13 protein-coding genes are annotated in these 15,785 nt (G+C 65.1%); 7 read left to right on the plus strand and 6 right to left on the minus strand.

Going from position 1 to position 15,785, the window contains the following annotated elements; translation table 11 throughout:
- Positions 1-68 precede the first annotated feature (68 nt).
- A complete protein-coding gene (locus TRD_RS09510) occupies positions 69-740 on the plus strand; it encodes a type II toxin-antitoxin system HicB family antitoxin (RefSeq protein WP_012643076.1) in 672 nt (223 codons plus the stop codon).
- A gap of 78 nt (positions 741-818) precedes the next feature.
- On the opposite strand, the gene TRD_RS09515 is transcribed toward TRD_RS09510, so the two are convergent.
- Complete coding sequence (locus tag TRD_RS09515; RefSeq protein ID WP_012642920.1) at positions 819-1,307, minus strand: NUDIX domain-containing protein; 489 nt, start codon at positions 1,305-1,307, stop codon at positions 819-821.
- A gap of 188 nt (positions 1,308-1,495) precedes the next feature.
- Positions 1,496-1,915 carry a nuclear transport factor 2 family protein gene (locus TRD_RS09520; RefSeq protein ID WP_012642765.1) on the minus strand — a complete coding sequence of 140 codons (420 nt, stop codon included), beginning with the start codon at positions 1,913-1,915 and terminating at the stop codon, positions 1,496-1,498.
- A 140-nt stretch (positions 1,916-2,055) separates the two neighbouring features.
- On the opposite strand from TRD_RS09520, the gene fdh reads away from it, so the two are divergent.
- The 6 genes from fdh (at position 2,056) to TRD_RS09555 (ending at position 8,514) form a co-directional block, all read left to right on the plus strand.
- Positions 2,056-5,241, plus strand: coding sequence for a formate dehydrogenase (gene fdh, locus TRD_RS09530; RefSeq protein WP_143714751.1), 3,186 nt, complete (start codon positions 2,056-2,058; stop codon positions 5,239-5,241).
- Positions 5,242-5,311: 70 nt separating this feature from the next.
- Positions 5,312-6,127 (plus strand): 4Fe-4S dicluster domain-containing protein, encoded by an 816-nt coding sequence (locus tag TRD_RS09535; protein WP_012642594.1) that lies wholly within the window; start codon positions 5,312-5,314, stop codon positions 6,125-6,127.
- Positions 6,128-6,141: 14 nt separating this feature from the next.
- Complete coding sequence (gene nrfD / locus TRD_RS09540; protein WP_012642726.1) at positions 6,142-7,029, plus strand: NrfD/PsrC family molybdoenzyme membrane anchor subunit; 888 nt, start codon at positions 6,142-6,144, stop codon at positions 7,027-7,029.
- 1 nt (position 7,030) lies between these two features.
- Positions 7,031-7,279 (plus strand): hypothetical protein, encoded by a 249-nt coding sequence (locus tag TRD_RS09545; protein ID WP_012642666.1) that lies wholly within the window; start codon positions 7,031-7,033, stop codon positions 7,277-7,279.
- Entirely contained in the window at positions 7,276-8,148 is an 873-nt protein-coding gene (locus TRD_RS13785; protein ID WP_012643039.1) for a formate dehydrogenase accessory protein FdhE, read from the plus strand. The genes TRD_RS09545 and TRD_RS13785 overlap by 4 nt, the downstream gene beginning before the upstream one ends.
- A gap of 9 nt (positions 8,149-8,157) precedes the next feature.
- Complete coding sequence (locus TRD_RS09555) at positions 8,158-8,514, plus strand: hypothetical protein (RefSeq protein WP_012642853.1); 357 nt, start codon at positions 8,158-8,160, stop codon at positions 8,512-8,514.
- Positions 8,515-8,687: 173 nt separating this feature from the next.
- Here the strand turns inward: TRD_RS09555 and TRD_RS09560 are convergent, their stop codons facing one another.
- The 4 genes from TRD_RS09560 to TRD_RS09585 all read right to left on the minus strand — a co-directional run bounded on the left by TRD_RS09560 (position 8,688) and on the right by TRD_RS09585 (position 15,481).
- Complete coding sequence (locus TRD_RS09560) at positions 8,688-10,043, minus strand: permease (protein ID WP_041437209.1); 1,356 nt, start codon at positions 10,041-10,043, stop codon at positions 8,688-8,690.
- Between the two features lie 1,033 nt (positions 10,044-11,076).
- Positions 11,077-11,277, minus strand: coding sequence for a hypothetical protein (locus tag TRD_RS09570; RefSeq protein WP_143714753.1), 201 nt, complete (start codon positions 11,275-11,277; stop codon positions 11,077-11,079).
- A 1,427-nt stretch (positions 11,278-12,704) separates the two neighbouring features.
- Positions 12,705-13,190, minus strand: a complete 486-nt coding sequence (locus tag TRD_RS09580; protein WP_012643221.1) for a (2Fe-2S)-binding protein — start codon at positions 13,188-13,190, stop codon at positions 12,705-12,707.
- Positions 13,190-15,481: a xanthine dehydrogenase family protein molybdopterin-binding subunit gene (locus TRD_RS09585; RefSeq protein WP_012643146.1), complete on the minus strand. Its 2,292-nt coding sequence runs from the start codon at positions 15,479-15,481 to the stop codon at positions 13,190-13,192. The genes TRD_RS09580 and TRD_RS09585 overlap by 1 nt, the downstream gene beginning before the upstream one ends.
- Between the last annotated feature and the right edge of the window lie 304 nt (positions 15,482-15,785).

The raw sequence follows: 15,785 nt of genomic DNA on the forward strand, positions 1-15,785 counted from the left end.
AAAGCGTTTCTTCGAGTGGCTGGTTGGGGTGATGAGTCGAGCCTCAGCGAGCAGAGAGGCGGGGACCGGTGAGGCCATGGAGGCTTCTTCTCGAGGAATGGCCGAAGGAGTGGGTCGGGTTCGTCAGCGAGCTTCCCGGATGCAGCGTGAAGGGGAGAAACCGCGACGAGGTCCTGGCACGGGCGCCGGAAGCGATCGCCATGCACCTGGCCTGGCTGGACGCTCATGACCTTCCGCGGCCGGAAGGAAGCGGCCCCGAGGTACGAGTAGCCGAGGAGATGGCTGCCACAGCACAGGGCGTGGGGCCACTCTTCCACGATGACCGGCAGCCGATGCGCCTCGAGGAAATCGAGGCGGTCCATCGTGTCGGCAGTGCGGCGGTGGCTGATCTCCTGGCGCTCTGGGAGCGTGCGAGCGAGTGGGAGCGACGAACCAGGTCCGCTCGTCAGGCGGGCTGGACACCATCGGAGATCCTCCGGCATGTCGCAGAATCGGATCGCTGGTACGCCGCGCGCCTCTCGCCCGATGTCTCGGGGATGGCGCTTCCCGACGATCCAGCCGAGGCGATCCGGCGAGCGGACCGGGCGTTCATCGGGGTGGTGCGCGCCTGGTGGAGCGTTTGGGGCGAGACGGTCGTCGAGCGAGAAGGCGAACAGTGGACGGTGCGCAAAGTCCTGCGCCGCCGGACTGCGCACCTGCGCGAGCACGCGCAGCAACTCGCTCAATGGCTCGGGGAATGACAGACTTCTCGGCACGTCGGCTGGAGCGGCACCAACCGCCCTGCTGTCGACAGCGCTTGCAACGACGACTGGTTCTCATCAGCAGAACAGGCGCCAGGTGGCCGGATCGCGCCCAGCTGCAGCATAGTCGAAGTCGCTGGCGAAGGATTGGAGACAGGTCGAGCCAGCGAGGACGCGCAGAGCGACGTAGCGCGAGAGTGCGGTGATCGGCCGATCGGGGTCACGGAGTTCCTCGAGTGTGAAGAAGCGGGCCTCGTCGATTTCCTGGCCATCGGGGCTCGGCTCGCCGGCTGACCAGTCGAGGAGGAACATCACATAGGTATCGGAACGCGGTCCGTCGCAGCGAGTGCGGACGCCGACGATACCGCGGACGATCGCACGGATACCGGTCTCTTCGGCGATCTCGCGGAGAACGGCCTGGTCGAGCGTCTCACCGGGCTCGACCAGGCCACCGGGAAAGAGATAGGTTCCCTGGGCTGGGCCATAGCGCTGGCGAACCAGGAGAATGGAACCGGCACGGCGAACGATTCCACCGACCGCGATGACGTGGGCGTACTGACTGGTCATCGGCGCTTCCCTCCTCGTGGCCCAGCAGACCGGAGCGGAGCCGCTCGCTCAGTATGGTGGCTGGACAGGTGATCCGGCGCAAGAGCAGGGTCGTGGGAAGGCACGAGTCAGCGCGGCGGTAACCAGCGGGCAGGGAATCGCTGGCACCAGGCCACAGGCACGCATGGTAACGGAGGCGGACGAGCTGCTCACGGCTGAGGAACGAGATCGCGCGGGTTGTGGATTTTCCAGAAGCCATCCTCGTAGACGAGCCGGAACATGTAGGTGGAGACACGCGGGCCGAGACGCTGGACGACGATGACCGAAGCCTGGTCGCCGCGAATCTCGGGCGGATCGATCTGCAGGATCTCGATCCGTGGACCGAGTTCGGCAGCGATGCGCACCACCTCGGCGAACTCGTCGAACGATTCCCCCTGGTTGGTGGCGCGGGAGTGCATGAGCCAGGCTTCGCCAGCACGACCATGGTAGACAGCATCGAGATAGCGAGTCACGACGGCGCGGATCTCGTCCGCTGGATCGGCAAACGGCGTCGGCTGGAGAGTCGGGGCGGGTCGACTACAGGCCAGCAAGCTCGTAACCATACAGAGGACGAGGATGAGACGACGCATCCGGCGGCCTCCCACGAGGATACGTGAAGAAAGGATAGCGAGTCCCCTTGACGAGGTCAACGGATGCGTTTACAATGTCGGCAACAGCCCAGATGCGGTGTACGAGTACGGCGATCCGAGTGGAGCGAGGAGGATCTAGGATGGCCGCAACGTTGTCGCGTCGACGTTTCCTCAAAGTCGGCGGAGCAGCGGCCGGAACGGCGGTCGGGGCGCTCGCGGGGCTCGGTGTGGATCTGCGGCCCAAACAGGTGCGCGCCCAACAGTTGCGCATCAAGGACGCGCAGGTCTACCCGAGTGTCTGCCCCTACTGTGCGGTCGGCTGCGGCACACTGGTGCACGTCGTGAACGGGCAGATCGTCAACATCGAAGGGAACCCGAAGAGTCCGGTCAACAAGGGGAACCTCTGCCCCAAGGGTGCAGCCACCTACCAGCTCCACGTCAACCCGAACCGCTTGACGAAGGTGCTGTATCGCAAGCCGTACGGCACGCAGTGGGAAGTCGTCGACCTCGACTGGGCGATGGACCGGGTCGCTGAGCTGGTAAAGAAGACGCGCGATGAGACGTTCGTCGAGACGCTGCCGAACGGTAAGCGCGTCATGCACACCACGGCGATTTTCGCACTGGGTGGTGCAACGATCGACAACGAGTGGAACCACATTCACCAGAAGCTGATGCGCGGCCTGGGGATTGTCCGGATCGAGAACCAGGCGCGGATATGACACAGCTCGACCGTCCCCGGTCTGGGGACTCGGCTCGGGCGCGGTGGCGCGACCAACCACGCGGGTGACTGCGTCAACTCCGATCTGATCGTCATCATGGGCTCGAACATGGCGGAGAACCACCCGGTGGCGTTCCGCTGGGTGGCGGAGGCCAAGCGGCGCGGAGCCAAGCTGATTCACGTCGATCCGCGCTTCACGCGGACATCGGCGATGGCGGACCTCTATGTCCCGCTCCGCTCCGGGACGGATATCGCCTTCCTGGGCGGGCTCATCCGCTACATGATCGAGAACGAGAAGTATTTCAAGGACTACGTCGTCAACTACACGAACGCGGCGACGATCATCCGCGACGATTTCCAGGATACCGAAGACCTCGAAGGTGTCTTCTCCGGCCTCAAGGAAGCACCCCAGGGGACGAACCAGAAGTACGTGTACGACAACGCGACGTGGCAGTACAAGCGGACGGCACCGTTCGACGCGGCCAAGGCACGCGAGGAAGCGATCAAAGCGGCGACCTTCGCCGAGATGATTCAGAAAATGGTGCCGCCGCCGGCCGAGAAGGACCCGACGCTGCAGCACCCGCAGACGGTGTTCCAGATCATGCGACGGCACTTCTCGCGCTACACACCGGAGATGGTGGAACAGATCTGCGGGACACCGAAGGAGCTGTTCCTCCGGGTCGCGGAGATGCTGGCCGAGAATTCCGGCCCCGAGCGCACCACGATGTTCGTTTACGCGATGGGCTGGACGCAGCACACGTACGGCGTGCAGAACATCGGTGCGGCAGCGCTCCTGCAGCTCTTGCTCGGGAACGTCGGGCGGCCAGGTGGCGGGATCTTAGCGTTGCGCGGGCACGCCACGATCCAAGGCTCGACCGACGTGCCGACGCTCCACCACTCGATCCACGGCTACATGGCGCACCCTGACGCACGCCGACGCCATGACACGCTGCGGGACTATATCCTGACCGAGACGCGGCCGACCGGATACTGGGCCAACCTGCCGAAGTTCATGGTGAGCTACCTCAAGTCGATGTACGGGGATGCCGCCAAGCCGGAGAATGACTTCGGCTACGACTGGCACCCGAAGATCGCCGGGGACTACTCCTTCATGGCCAGCTTCCACGCGATGGCGAAGGGCGAGATCAAGGGTGCCTTCTTCTTCGGCCAGAACCCGGCGACCTCGATCAACGGCGGGCTGATCCGGCGGGCACTGGCCAATCTCGACTGGATGGTGGTGAAGGACAACTTCGAGATCGAGACAGCAGCCTTCTGGTACAAGTCGCCGGAAGTGGAGAGCGGCGAACTCAAGCCGGAGCAGATCAAGACGGAGGTCTTTCTCTTCCCGTCCGCGCAAGTGGGGGAGATCGAGGGAACCTTCACGAACACCCAGCGCTGGATCCAGTTCCACGAGAAGGCCGCCGATCCTCCCGGCGACTGTCGATCCGACGCCTGGTTCACGCACCAGCTGGCGCTGCGGCTCAAGAAGCTCTACGCCGACTCGACGCTGCCGCGCGACCAAGGCTTCAAGAACCTGACCTGGGACTTCGACTACGAACCGGGCAAGTATCCGACCAACACGCGGATCCAGGGCGAGCCGGACGTCATGAAGATCTGGCGGGAGATCAACGGGTTCAAGACCGACACCGGCGAGCTCCTCAAGGGGTTCGGTGAACTCAAGGACGACGGCTCGACCACCTGTGCGTCCTGGATCTACTGCGGGGCCTATCCGGAGGAAGGCAAGTTCCTGCCGGCCAACCGGAACCCGGATCCGGACGACAAGCCGGGGACGCATCTCGGTTGGGCCTACGCCTGGCCGGCGAACCGGCGCATCCTGTACAACCGGGCATCGGCGGATCCGAACGGCAACCCGTGGTCGGAGCGCAAGAAACTGATCTGGTGGGACGCTGGCCAAAAGAAGTGGGTCGGCTACGACGTCCCGGACTTCCCGGCGACCAAGGCGCCCGATACGCCAGCCAAGCCTGGTGCCGCCGGTATGGATGCGCACGACGGTAAGAGCCCGTTCATCCTGTTGCCAGACGGGAAGGGCTGGCTCTTCGTGCCGACCGGGCTGCAGGACGGACCGCTGCCGACGCACTACGAGCCGATGGAGTCGCCGGTGCCCAACCTGCTCTACCCGAAGTGGCAGACCAACCCGATCGCCAAGATCTACGAGCACGAGCGGAACCAGCTCGCCCAGGTTGGTGATCCGCAGTTCCCGATCGTGCTGACGACGTACCGCTTGACGGAGCACCACCTCTCCGGGGCCATGAGCCGCTGGCTGCCCTGGCTGGCCGAGCTGCAGCCGGAGCTGTTCGTGGAGATCAGTCCGGAACTGGCGCAGGAGAAGGGGATCCAGAACCTCGATTGGGTGCGGATCACCTCGAAGCGCGGCTCGATCGTGGCCAAGGCGCTGGTGACACCGCGCTTGCGGCCGCTCACGGTCAACGGCAAGACCGTGCACCAGATCGGCATGCCGTGGCACTGGGGCTTCATGGGTCTGTCCACTGGCGACGTGGTCAACGACTTGACCTCGTGGGTCGCTGATCCGAACGTGATGATCCACGAAGCCAAAGCACTGTTGGTCAACGTCGAGAAGGCGAAGTAGTGGGGAACGGAGGAGTCCCCAGGGTGACTCGGCTGAGTCACCCTGGGGAGTTCCCTGAGGGAGACGAGCCATGGCGCAAGCGATGGGTTTCTTCACTGATACCTCGGTCTGCATCGGGTGCAAGGCCTGCGAAGTGGCCTGCAAGGCGTGGAACCAGCTCCCGGCCCGCAACGGCGGCAAGGTGCAACTCAGCGGCCAGTCCTACGACAACACCGTGTCCTTGAGCGGCATCCAATGGCGGCACGTCAAGTTCATCGAGCAGTTCAGCCCCGATCGCTCGACTGGCCGCTGGCTGATGATGAGCGACGTGTGCAAGCACTGCGTGCGGGCTGCCTGCTTGGAGGCCTGCCCGACCGGCGCCATCATTCGCACCGAGTTCGATACGGTCGTCATCCAGCAGGACGTCTGCAACGGCTGCCGGGCATGCATCTCGGCGTGTCCGTTCGGCGTGATCGAGATCAACCCGGAAACCAACACGGCGATGAAGTGCACGCTGTGCTACGACCGGCTGCAAGCCGGCATGGTTCCAGCCTGCGCGCAGGCCTGCCCGACGCAGTCGATCCAGTTCGGGCCGATCGACGAACTCAAGCAACGGGCACAACAGCGGCTCGAGCAGCTCCACGCGCAGGGGGTCACGCAAGCGCGCCTGTACGGGCACGACGAGTCGATCCTCGGTGGGCTCAACAGCTTCTACCTACTGCTCGACGAGCCGGAGACGTACGGCTTGCCGAAGAATCCGAAGCTACCGTCCACCAATACGCCAGTGGCAGCCGGACTCTCCACCGCCAGCGCGGTGGTACTCGGTTTGCTCGGGCTCGTCAGCCTACGCAAGCGCCGGATGGAGGAACTGGCGAGCGCTGCCCGCGAGCCGGAGAGCGATGAGTGAGGGGAGGGACAGCGATGCCGGACACCTTTTATTCGGTCTCGCCCCACTGGGGCTGGTACGCGGTCGTCGAGTTCTTCGTCGCCGGGCTGGCCGGAACGGCAGCGGGTATCGCGGCTCTCCTCTGGCTGTTCGGTCGCGGCGCCGATCGCATCGTCGCGCGCTGGGGCTTCGCGATCGCAACGGTCGGGAGCATCCTGAGCGGACTCTTGCTCATCTTGGACCTCAAGCGACCTGATCGCTTTTGGCATATGCTGCTGTTCTCGGAGACGTTCCTTCCGACGTTCCTCAAGTGGTGGTCGGTCATGGCGCTCGGTGCCTGGTCACTCTTCGTCTTCGGTGGAGCGTCGTTTCTCGCGCTCGTGGGGAGTCTTGCCGTCGAGGGACGGCTGCCGGCATCGCTCCGTTTTTTGGGACGAGGTATTCTGGGCACCATCATCGTCGTGGGCTCGGGGCTCGCTGGGACGTTCTACGCTGGCTACAAGGGTGTCCTCCTGAATTCGACCAACCGTCCGCTGTGGGGGGACACTGCCTGGCTCGGCGCGCTCTTCTTCGCGTCCGGTATGGCATCGGCGGCAGTCGTGCTGCTCCTTCTGGCCCAACGCTCCTCGCCCTCGACGGTCCCCACGCTTCGCCAGCTGCTGCTGGGAGCCCTGGGTGTCAGCATCGTCGCCGTCGTTGCCATGCTGGCGACTATGCCGACGCGCGTCACTGAACTCACGCTCGGTAACGTCTACGGTGTGTTGCTCGCTCTCGCGGTCGCCCTGGGGATGATCGTCCCAGCCGTCGTCGCCTGGCGGCCACAGCTGGTCGGGCGCCTCGCTGTCCCAACGCTAGCCGTTCTGGTGCTGGCTGGTGCCTTCGTGCTGCGTGCGGCACTGCTGCTCTCCTCGGAGGCAGTGTGAGATGTCGAGCAGCGCAACACTGCGACAGCTGAGTCGATTGGCCGCCCGTGGCTTGGTGGTCCTGCTGATCCTCGTCGCGTTGGGCGCCTGCAGTCCAGAGGCATCGCGGACGCGTGGCGGCGGTCCCGGCGGCGATATCGGGAACCGCGCCACTGAAGTGCAGCTCCATCCGGGCGGACCGAAGATCATTTACTACAACACGCCGAAAGAAGGAGAAGCGAGCCAGCTCGCCGGGATGCCGGTCGAATGACTGCGGTCATCGACAAGCTGGAGCAGCTGGCGGAGCGAGACGCCGTGCTCGCTCCGCTGGCTCGTTCCTATGCCGCAACGCTCCGCCTCCTGACCAGCCCGACCGGAACAGCGATCGCTGTCTTCCTCGACCCAGCTGACCGGCTGGCGAGCGGGGCAGTTCCGCTCCTGCACGGTCGCACGATCGCCACTGATCTCGGCGCGCTCCGCCAGTTGGCTGCTGACACGACCGCCATCTTCGTGCGCAGCGGTGTTCCCGAAGCGGGCACACTGCTCGACGCGGTCGCGAGCGACAGGCTCCCACTCCTCGATCTCGTGCGAGCTACCCTGTGCGCTGACCAAGAGAACCTTCAGCGACTCGCACTGGCTACACAGACATCCAATCAACTCGTCGCCGTGCTCGGCAGCGTGCTTGTGATCCCGATCGCAGCAGCGCTGGTTCGGAACAGTGCCGCAGCGTCGCCGACGAGATGGCAGGCTGGCTACTGCCCAGTCTGCGCTGCCTGGCCGACGCTGGCCGAACTGCGTGGGCTGGAACGCGAGCGCTGGCTCCGCTGCGGTCGCTGCGGGAGCGGCTGGCGCTTCCCACACCAGGAATGCCCCTTCTGCGGCAACAGCGACCACCGGCGCCTCGGCTACTTCGCCGAGGAGGGCAAACAGGACTCGCAGCGCGTCGAGGTCTGCCAGGCATGCCGTGGCTACGTCAAGACGTTCGCGACGCTCGGTCCCTGGAGTCAGGGGGAAGTCCTCTGGCACGATTTGACCACGGTGGAGCTCGATCTGGTCGCGGCCGAGCGGGACTACCGTCGGCCCGAGGGGCTCGGCTATCCGCTCGCCGTGCAGATCGTGGCGCGCGAACTGGCCGCCTAGGAGTCGACCATGCGACCAGCCTATGACCCGAACGCACTCGTGCGCCCAGCTGTCTTTTGCCGCGCGCTGCTCGATGCACTCGACGCCAGCGCGGGGCGGCGCAAGCGACGCAAGCGCGACCAGACCCCCGATGCTCTCGGCCAAGAACTCAAGCGGTGGATCCTGGAGCAAGCGATCGCGGCCGACCCCGAGCCGGACGCATTCGAAGCGTGGCTGCTCGACCTGGTCCTGCGCACGCCAGGAAGCGGTGGACTCCGCGCCATGTGTCAAGAGGTCTTCATGGAGTACCAGTTGGCGCAGCACGATCCCGACTTCCGCGCCTGGCTCGCGCTCGGCGCGCCGAGCGCCGATAAGCCGCTGAGCTGAGGAGCAGAGCCTGCGACGCACCCGGCCGCGCTCGCGGCCAGAACCGACCGCCGCTTCACTTGCGAGGCTCTACCGTCAACTTCGCGATCCCGCACCGCCGTATCGTCGGCAAGGCACGCCCTGCCCACGCTCGGTGCAGAGCGTGCCTGCCGACGGTTGGGGGCCAGACGCTATCACAAGAAGAGAAGACCAGCCACGATGCTGACCGCTGCCACGACGATCACCATGAGAGCCGGAACACGCCAATCGCGCAAGGCTGCCCCATAGATGAGCACGCTCGGCAGGCTGACCGCTGGCAGCGCCAGGAGCAGCGCAGCAGCCGGACCGGTCATCCCTTGCTGGATGAGCGGGGCGGCGATCGCCAGCTCGGTCCAGGTCGGGATCATGAAGAGGACACCGACCAGCGTAGCGAAGAGCACCGTGCCGACCGTGTTGCCACCACCCAGTGCCGTCAGGATCGGCGCAGCCCAGCCGACCACGGCTGCCGCGATGAAGAGCATGGGAATCGCCACGCGAGCGATCACCCAGGTCGTGCGGAGCCAGGCTGCAATCAATTCCGTCGGCGTGTCGATTCGGCGCCCAGCAAGATGCCGTTCGAACGCGAAGAAACTGGTCAGGCGCTCCAGCCAGCGGATACCTCGACCAGCAGTCCCCGCCTCGACGAGCACTGGTGGGCGACGCCGCACTGCAAGCGCGACCAGCCAGGTACCGAAGACCGCGAGCGCGATACCACCGACGATGCGGAGGAGGGCGAAGTCAGCTGGAAGAAGCGTTGTCGCCAGAAAGAGGGTGGTCACGTTGAGGAGCGGGGCAGCGACGACGAAAGCGAGGGACGACTCGAGCGAGGCGCCACCGCGATAGAGGCTCGCACCGAGCGGGCCGGCGCAACAGGAGCAGAAGGGATAGGCGAGGGCACTGGCACTGCCCAAGACGTGCGCGCGGAAGCCGCGCAGCTCGTACACCCGCTGCAGGCGCGGGCTAGCGCAGAGCAGCACGAGGAACAAGGCACCGAGCAGGATACCGAGCGTCGTGGCGTGCCAGACGACGAGCAGGAAGTTCGCTGCCTCACCGATCGGCCGGAGCCAGGTGGGCAGGGCATCGAGCGCGAACGTTTTGGCGATTCCCGCCTTCCCGGCCGAGGCGACCCGCTCAGCTTGGACGATCCGGTACACGAAGAGATCAACGACCAACATGGCCATCAGCAGGCCAGCGAGCACGTTCCGGGCCACACGGAGCCCACTCGGATCCCCGAACTGCTGCTCCGCTCCACGCATGACCCGATAGGCAGCGATGGCTGACACCAGCGCGATGGCGAGCACGAGGAGATGCCACGGCGTGTACTGGAGAAAGGCGGAAGGTGCACCGAGTTTCCGGTACACTGCAGGCTCCAGCAGAAATGCTCGCCGCATGTCGACGACGGTCGCGAGGACGACGGCGAGGCCCGCGACGAAGAGACCGAGCGACAGGACGAAGGTGGTAACGCGACCCTGCGAACGTGCAGCCCCGAGCGGGGAAACCGCACCACTCATCTGCATCCTCCATTCGCGGAACGTGCGCAGGACGATATCGTCCTTTGCACAACCGACTCGCTTTGCCGCTTCTCGATCTGGAGAATCAGGGGCGACCGCACCGGTCGCTAGGGGGTCGATCAGGGGCCACGCGGCACGCTCGGCCCGCCATCCTGGGCGAGGAGCCAAGCGCGTCCTGGGGTCCGATAGCGGTTCCCGCCGTGTTCTTGCATCGTCGCTCGTACGAAAATCATCACCGAACGGTTGCGGAAAGCGTAACCGAACTTTCTCCCGCATGTCAAGAGCGGACGACGCACACTTCTCCCGAGAGCAGTCAGCTCGCATGAGCCGCTGCACAGACCACCGACACCGGTGGAGAAGTTGACGAACGTCTTGGGTTCCGCCCCGGAAAGTGCGCTCAGATAGGCCGCTTTCGCTGCCCCAGCTCGTACGAGGACAACCGAGCCAGCGGACCAGGCCTGCCACGCAATCGATCGCGCATCGCTGAGAGGAAGCCAGGAGAGGTGGCGACGCACGATGACGCGTCCCAGCGTGCAGCAGGCACCTCGGCAGCGTGGCACTGGTTCACCCCGCCGCAGGCACCTCGCTCACTGCACCGAACCATGCGTGTCAGGTGCTGCATGTGACAGTGATCCCAGTCTCGGCCTGTGCGAGCACGCGTCGGCAGTGATCGGATAGTCGTCTCGATCGGCCCCGCCTTGGACGGTGCAGGACAGTACCACGCTCCCTCGCACCAGGATCCGGTATTTCGGCCCCAGGACAGCAGACCTGGCCACGATCAAGAGAGGCGAAGAGGGGCGGCGGTGCAGCTGGAGTCGCCGCACCGCCGCATCAGCGATGAAGCGCCGGTGACAGCGCTCGGGGGCAGTCTCGGCACACGCGAGAGCGAGCGGTCAATCCGGAAGACGAACTCGTCGAGCGGTGCAGCGCACTCTGCGATCCGCCTCTGATCTAGGAAACCACGGAAGCCGGGACTGCTCCAGCCAGGGTTCGAGCAGTCGGGCTGCTGCCGACGCCCACCGCGTGCCGGGTACTACCAGTTGGCAAGACCGTGCGCAACCAACGCGCTCGATCGGTGATCCCGATCGCAACAGGGATGGCACAGGCAGTGCGGGAAGCGTCGCAGGTCGATCACCAGCCGCATGCCATGCGCCTGGAGCAGCTCCAGGAACTCGGGGAAGGATCGATTGGAACGACCGACTGCGAAGACCAGCCCGGTCCACTCGCCAGACATCAGCGATCGACTGGTGTCAGAGCACGCGCACGATGTTGTGGCGCGACCAAACTTTCCGATCAGGTTCTGCAGGAAGAGTCCAGCCGGCTCGCTCGCTTCCACTGGGCGACGTCTCTCCCACCTCTCTCGATTCCCTGATATGGCGCAGCCAGCAGCACGAGAAAACCGCTATCAGATAGCGACCGGGCGCAGGATGCGTCCGACCCGCTGGTGGCAGAACGACAGCACAGCCTGTCAGAACGAGCAGACGGGGCTCGAGGCTCGGCGTCGCGTCGTCTCCCTCTCGTGGCGGTTCACGCACGTGTCGACCGGAGCCGGGAGACGCTGTCGCAGAAAAGCGTCTCCTGATCCGCGGTTCGCACAGCGTCTCGAGAAAAAGGGCGCGCCCCACGATCCAATCGCTCCGCGGGCGCCGCGATGGCGAAATGCGAGTACGCCAGGTTTCGGAGCAGCCTGAACCGCGACATCGTGACGCTCGAGTTGTCGCTCGAGCCATCCGAGCACCTCACGACATTCTTCTGAGGTGTCGATCGATCTGGAGGAAGCATCGCCATTCTTTTGACGGGAAGTCCGGTGCGTCTCACAGAGCAGCCCCTCAGTGGGGTGTCAGTCGATCAGTCGCGGCGCATCGAAGCCCTCACGCCGGTAGAGGCAGAAGCAGTCACGTCCACGTTGGCCGATTCGCAGCGAAGAATACCCAGAACGCTCGCCAGTTCGTCCCGCACTCGGAGCAGGCCACACCGTCCGACGAGCTCCTCGAGGCCCTGAGCGACCTCGTGACAGTAGTCGCGCATCTCGACGATCACTGGCTGAGGCAATGCTCACGAAACCAGCTTGACGGTGTCCGCGCGTCGACTGCCCGCGCGAGCCAAGCAGGCCAGCGAGGCGCAACGATTACCGAGCCCGCGTGAGCACGATTCGCCAGTCACTGGAGGATCACCGCTCTTTTACCAGTCCGTGCGAAGGTCAGGCCAGCAGTCGGGACACGTCCGGCGCACCGAAGTGTTCTCCCCGAGACCGCTCGCCGACCGGAAGTTTGCAACGAGCAGGGGAGCGCGCCCATTCTCCCGCTCCCTACTCTTCGCGCTCATCGCATGTCCAGGATGGAGCTTTCCAACCCCATCACTTCCGCAGACGGGGATCCGGAACGCACCCTGCGCCGGTCGTACGGGCACGGCAGTGATGAACCTGACCGCTCGCTCCCAGTCAGCTTGCAGAGCGAGATGCTCGTTCGAAGGAGACCCCCCATCGGGCAGCGCAAATCAGCGGTCCAGCGGTGAGCAGCCTGATGCGACTGCGGCGACAGAGCGCAAGACGAGACAGGCGCTCTCCGTACCTTGGGAAGACAGGGCTCATTCGTGCTGGTGGCCACGCTGTGTGGCTCATACCCAGTGTACTCTCGTCGCCTTCCGCGAGCTGCTTCACGCTCATCCCTGTGCGGATCCCTGGACTTTCCGCGCGGCTTCCTCGACTGCGGCTAGGATGCGGAGATAGGAGCCGCAGCGGCAGAGGTTCCCCGCTAGGTACTGGGCGATCTCGGTGCGCGTCGGGTGCGGGTTCTCAGCCAGCAGCGCAACCGTGGTCAGGATCATGCCAGGCGTACAGTAGCTGCATTGGAAGGCTTGCTTCTCCAGAAAAGCCTCTTGTACTGGATGCAATGCTCCATCGGGTCCGGTCAATCCCTCGAGCGTGGTGATCGACCAGCCATCGGCGAGCGCTGACAAAACCAGGCAACTCGAAGTCGGCTTTCCCTCGACGAGAATCGTACAGGCACCGCAAATGCCGATCCCGCACGTCTCGCGAACGCTCGTCAGCCCGCAGCGGTCGCGCAAGGTCTCGAGTAATGTCTCGTCGCAGCGCACACGAAGCTGGCGCTGCTCGCCATTGACGAGGAGCGTGATCGCCTGCTCCATCAGCTTGCTCCTTCGCGTTGCGACCGCAGGGCAGCGAGAACGCGCTCCGGCGTGAGCGGAAGCTCGACGAGGCGCGCAGCGGTCGCCCGCGCGACGGCATTGCCGATCGCTGCTGGAATCGGCGGTACCGCCGTCTCTCCCACGCCGTGAATCTCGGCACCCGGGCATTCCAACAGGTCGTGCGTCAACTCTTCCGGAAGATCGAGCATGGAGGGAATGAGATAGTCCGAGAGGTTCGCCGTCAGTGGCTGCCCTTGGTCGTACACCAGCGCTTCAAAGAGCGCGCTCCCCAGACCCATGATCATGCTTCCCTCGTTCTGCAACGCTGCCGTGAGCGCGTTGACGACCTTCCCCGCATAGACAGCCGCATGCAGGCGAAGCACCCGCACCTGTCCGGTCGCCAGATCGACTTCGACCTCAGCTCCAGCCGCGCCTTGGTGCCAGTGGGAGGAGGCGATGCCGTGGCCCGTCTCGTCCAGCCCGCCCTCGTTGCGGAACTCACCGTGCTCGACGAGTTCCTCGACGCCGCTCGTCGCTACCAGTTCACCCCAGCTGATTGCGCGCTCGGGCACCCCACGCACGCGCACGGCGCCGGGGACGAGTTCGAGATCATCCGGCGCAGCTTCCAGCTGATCGGCTGCCAGCTGTCGCAGCCGGTCGGCCAGCCGCTGCGCGGCCTGCTGTACCGCCATCCCCATCATGTATGTCGAACGACTGGACGTCGTGCGGTTATCGAACGGCGTCCGGTCGGTATCGGGATCGATGACTCGAACGGCGGTATACGGGAGAGCGAGTGGTTCGGCAGCGAGTTGCGCCAGGACCGTCCGCGCCCCCTGGCCGAGTTCGACGGTCGAAGAGTAGACGGTGACGCATCCGGAGCGGTCGAGGCCGACGCGGGCTTCCGAGCGACTCGGCGTCGTCATTCCTTTCATCACCACCGCCAGGCCCTTGGCACGCACGCGCCCCTTCGGCAGCACGACCGCTTCAGGCTGCCAGGCGATCGCGCGGGCAGCTGCTTCCAGGCACTCCTGGAAATGGACGTCGTGCAGCGTCTCTCCGGTCGCGAACTGGTCGCCGTCATGGAGGAGGTTGCGGAGACGGAACTCCAAAGGATCGAGACCGAGCGCATCGGCTGCGATATCCATCATCCGCTCGGAGGCCCAGACGATCTCGGTGACGGCATAACCGCGGAAGGCACCAGCCGGTGGAAGGTTAGTATAAACACAGTACGAGTCGACCGCCACGTGAGGAATCCGATAGGGTCCGACACTGCCGAACCCGCCCTTGCGAGCCACATCCGGTCCGCAGTCGGCGTAGGCACCCGTGTTCCAGTACGCCTGGACCTGTTTCGCCAGGATGCGGCCATCGCGAGTGAGACCGAGGCGAATGGTGACCACCGTCGCATGCCGGGTAAGGGTGACGAACTCCTCGTAACGGTCGAGCACCAGCTTGACCGGACGGCCAGTGAGGGCAGCCAGAAGAGCGACCTGTGGCTCGATGCGCGGAAAGACTTTACAGCCGAAGGATCCGCCCATCGGTGGGACGATGATCCGGACCCGCTCCGGGGGAATGCCGAAGAGTTGAGCGAGGATCTGCCGCGTATTGAAGGGAGTCTGCGTCCCACTCCACACGGTGAGGTGGCCGTCCTCCCAGACAGCGAGGGCAGCATGAGGTTCCATAGCCACGTGCTGGGCAGCCGGGGTGCGGAAGGTTTCTTCCAGCACGAGATCGGCCTCAGCGAAGCCGCGCGCGACGTCGCCGGTGGAGAGGCGGAAGTGGTTGCAGCAGTTGGTACCGAAGAGCGGACGCAGACCGAAGTAGACAGCGTGACCACGATGCGGCTCCTCGGGACGAAGCTCGTGGACGAGCGGTGCGCCGGGCTGCATCGCCTCGATGGGATCGAACACTGCCGGCAGCGGCTCGTACTCGACGGCGACGCGGGCGGCTGCCTCGCGTGCAGCGTGTGGATTCTCAGCGGCGACGAGCGCGACCATGTCCCCGACGTAGCGCACCCGGTCGATAGCCAACACCGGCTGGTCTTCGATCTGGGGACCGTAGACCGGCCGTAGGTTAGGGATCCGGGCGAAATCGGCCGCTGTGACCACCGCGACGACTCCAGGAACCTCCCACGCCGCACGGGTGTCGATGTGGCGGATGCGCCCATGCGGAACAGTGCTGCGCACGAGTGCAGCATGCAGCATGCCGGGGAGCGCGACATCCTGCGAGAAGCGGAGACGCCCAGTCACCCGCTCCACGGCATCGATCATCGGGACAGCCTGTCCAACACTCATCGCAAAGCCCTCACAGCTTCCAGTCGTTACCTCGCCGGGTCACGGGTCGGTTGCGTTCATCGCAGCAGCCCCTCACCGGTAAGCGGCCATCATCGCTGCCACCCGGAAAGAAGGCATGTCCGCGCCGCTCTGCCTCCGACGCACCCAGCGACGGACGGGAGGTGACAGTCGTAAGGCCCAGCGCACTGGACTCGCCTCCGGTCGAGGTGACCGTAACGCTCCCAGCAACGCAAATCCCGCACGCCGACTCGCGTGCCATCAGGCCGTACCCCGCACTCGAGCGGGGTAGAAAAGCCGAGACGCA

This window comes from Thermomicrobium roseum DSM 5159, assembly GCF_000021685.1.
GTDB lineage: Bacteria > Chloroflexota > Chloroflexia > Thermomicrobiales > Thermomicrobiaceae > Thermomicrobium > Thermomicrobium roseum.

What these genes read in the sequence shown, in the direction of transcription:
- TRD_RS09515 (WP_012642920.1), bottom strand. Translation starts at nt 1,307, where the DNA reads ATGACCAGTCAGTACGCCCACGTCATCGCGGTCGGTGGAATCGTTCGC.
- TRD_RS09520 (WP_012642765.1), bottom strand. Translation starts at nt 1,915, where the DNA reads ATGCGTCGTCTCATCCTCGTCCTCTGTATGGTTACGAGCTTGCTGGCC.
- TRD_RS09535 (WP_012642594.1), top strand. Translation starts at nt 5,312, where the DNA reads ATGGCGCAAGCGATGGGTTTCTTCACTGATACCTCGGTCTGCATCGGG.
- nrfD (WP_012642726.1), top strand. Translation starts at nt 6,142, where the DNA reads ATGCCGGACACCTTTTATTCGGTCTCGCCCCACTGGGGCTGGTACGCG.
- TRD_RS09545 (WP_012642666.1), top strand. Translation starts at nt 7,031, where the DNA reads ATGTCGAGCAGCGCAACACTGCGACAGCTGAGTCGATTGGCCGCCCGT.
- TRD_RS13785 (WP_012643039.1), top strand. Translation starts at nt 7,276, where the DNA reads ATGACTGCGGTCATCGACAAGCTGGAGCAGCTGGCGGAGCGAGACGCC.
- TRD_RS09555 (WP_012642853.1), top strand. Translation starts at nt 8,158, where the DNA reads ATGCGACCAGCCTATGACCCGAACGCACTCGTGCGCCCAGCTGTCTTT.
- TRD_RS09560 (WP_041437209.1), bottom strand. Translation starts at nt 10,043, where the DNA reads ATGAGTGGTGCGGTTTCCCCGCTCGGGGCTGCACGTTCGCAGGGTCGC.
- TRD_RS09570 (WP_143714753.1), bottom strand. Translation starts at nt 11,277, where the DNA reads ATGTCTGGCGAGTGGACCGGGCTGGTCTTCGCAGTCGGTCGTTCCAAT.
- TRD_RS09580 (WP_012643221.1), bottom strand. Translation starts at nt 13,190, where the DNA reads ATGGAGCAGGCGATCACGCTCCTCGTCAATGGCGAGCAGCGCCAGCTT.
- TRD_RS09585 (WP_012643146.1), bottom strand. Translation starts at nt 15,481, where the DNA reads ATGAGTGTTGGACAGGCTGTCCCGATGATCGATGCCGTGGAGCGGGTG.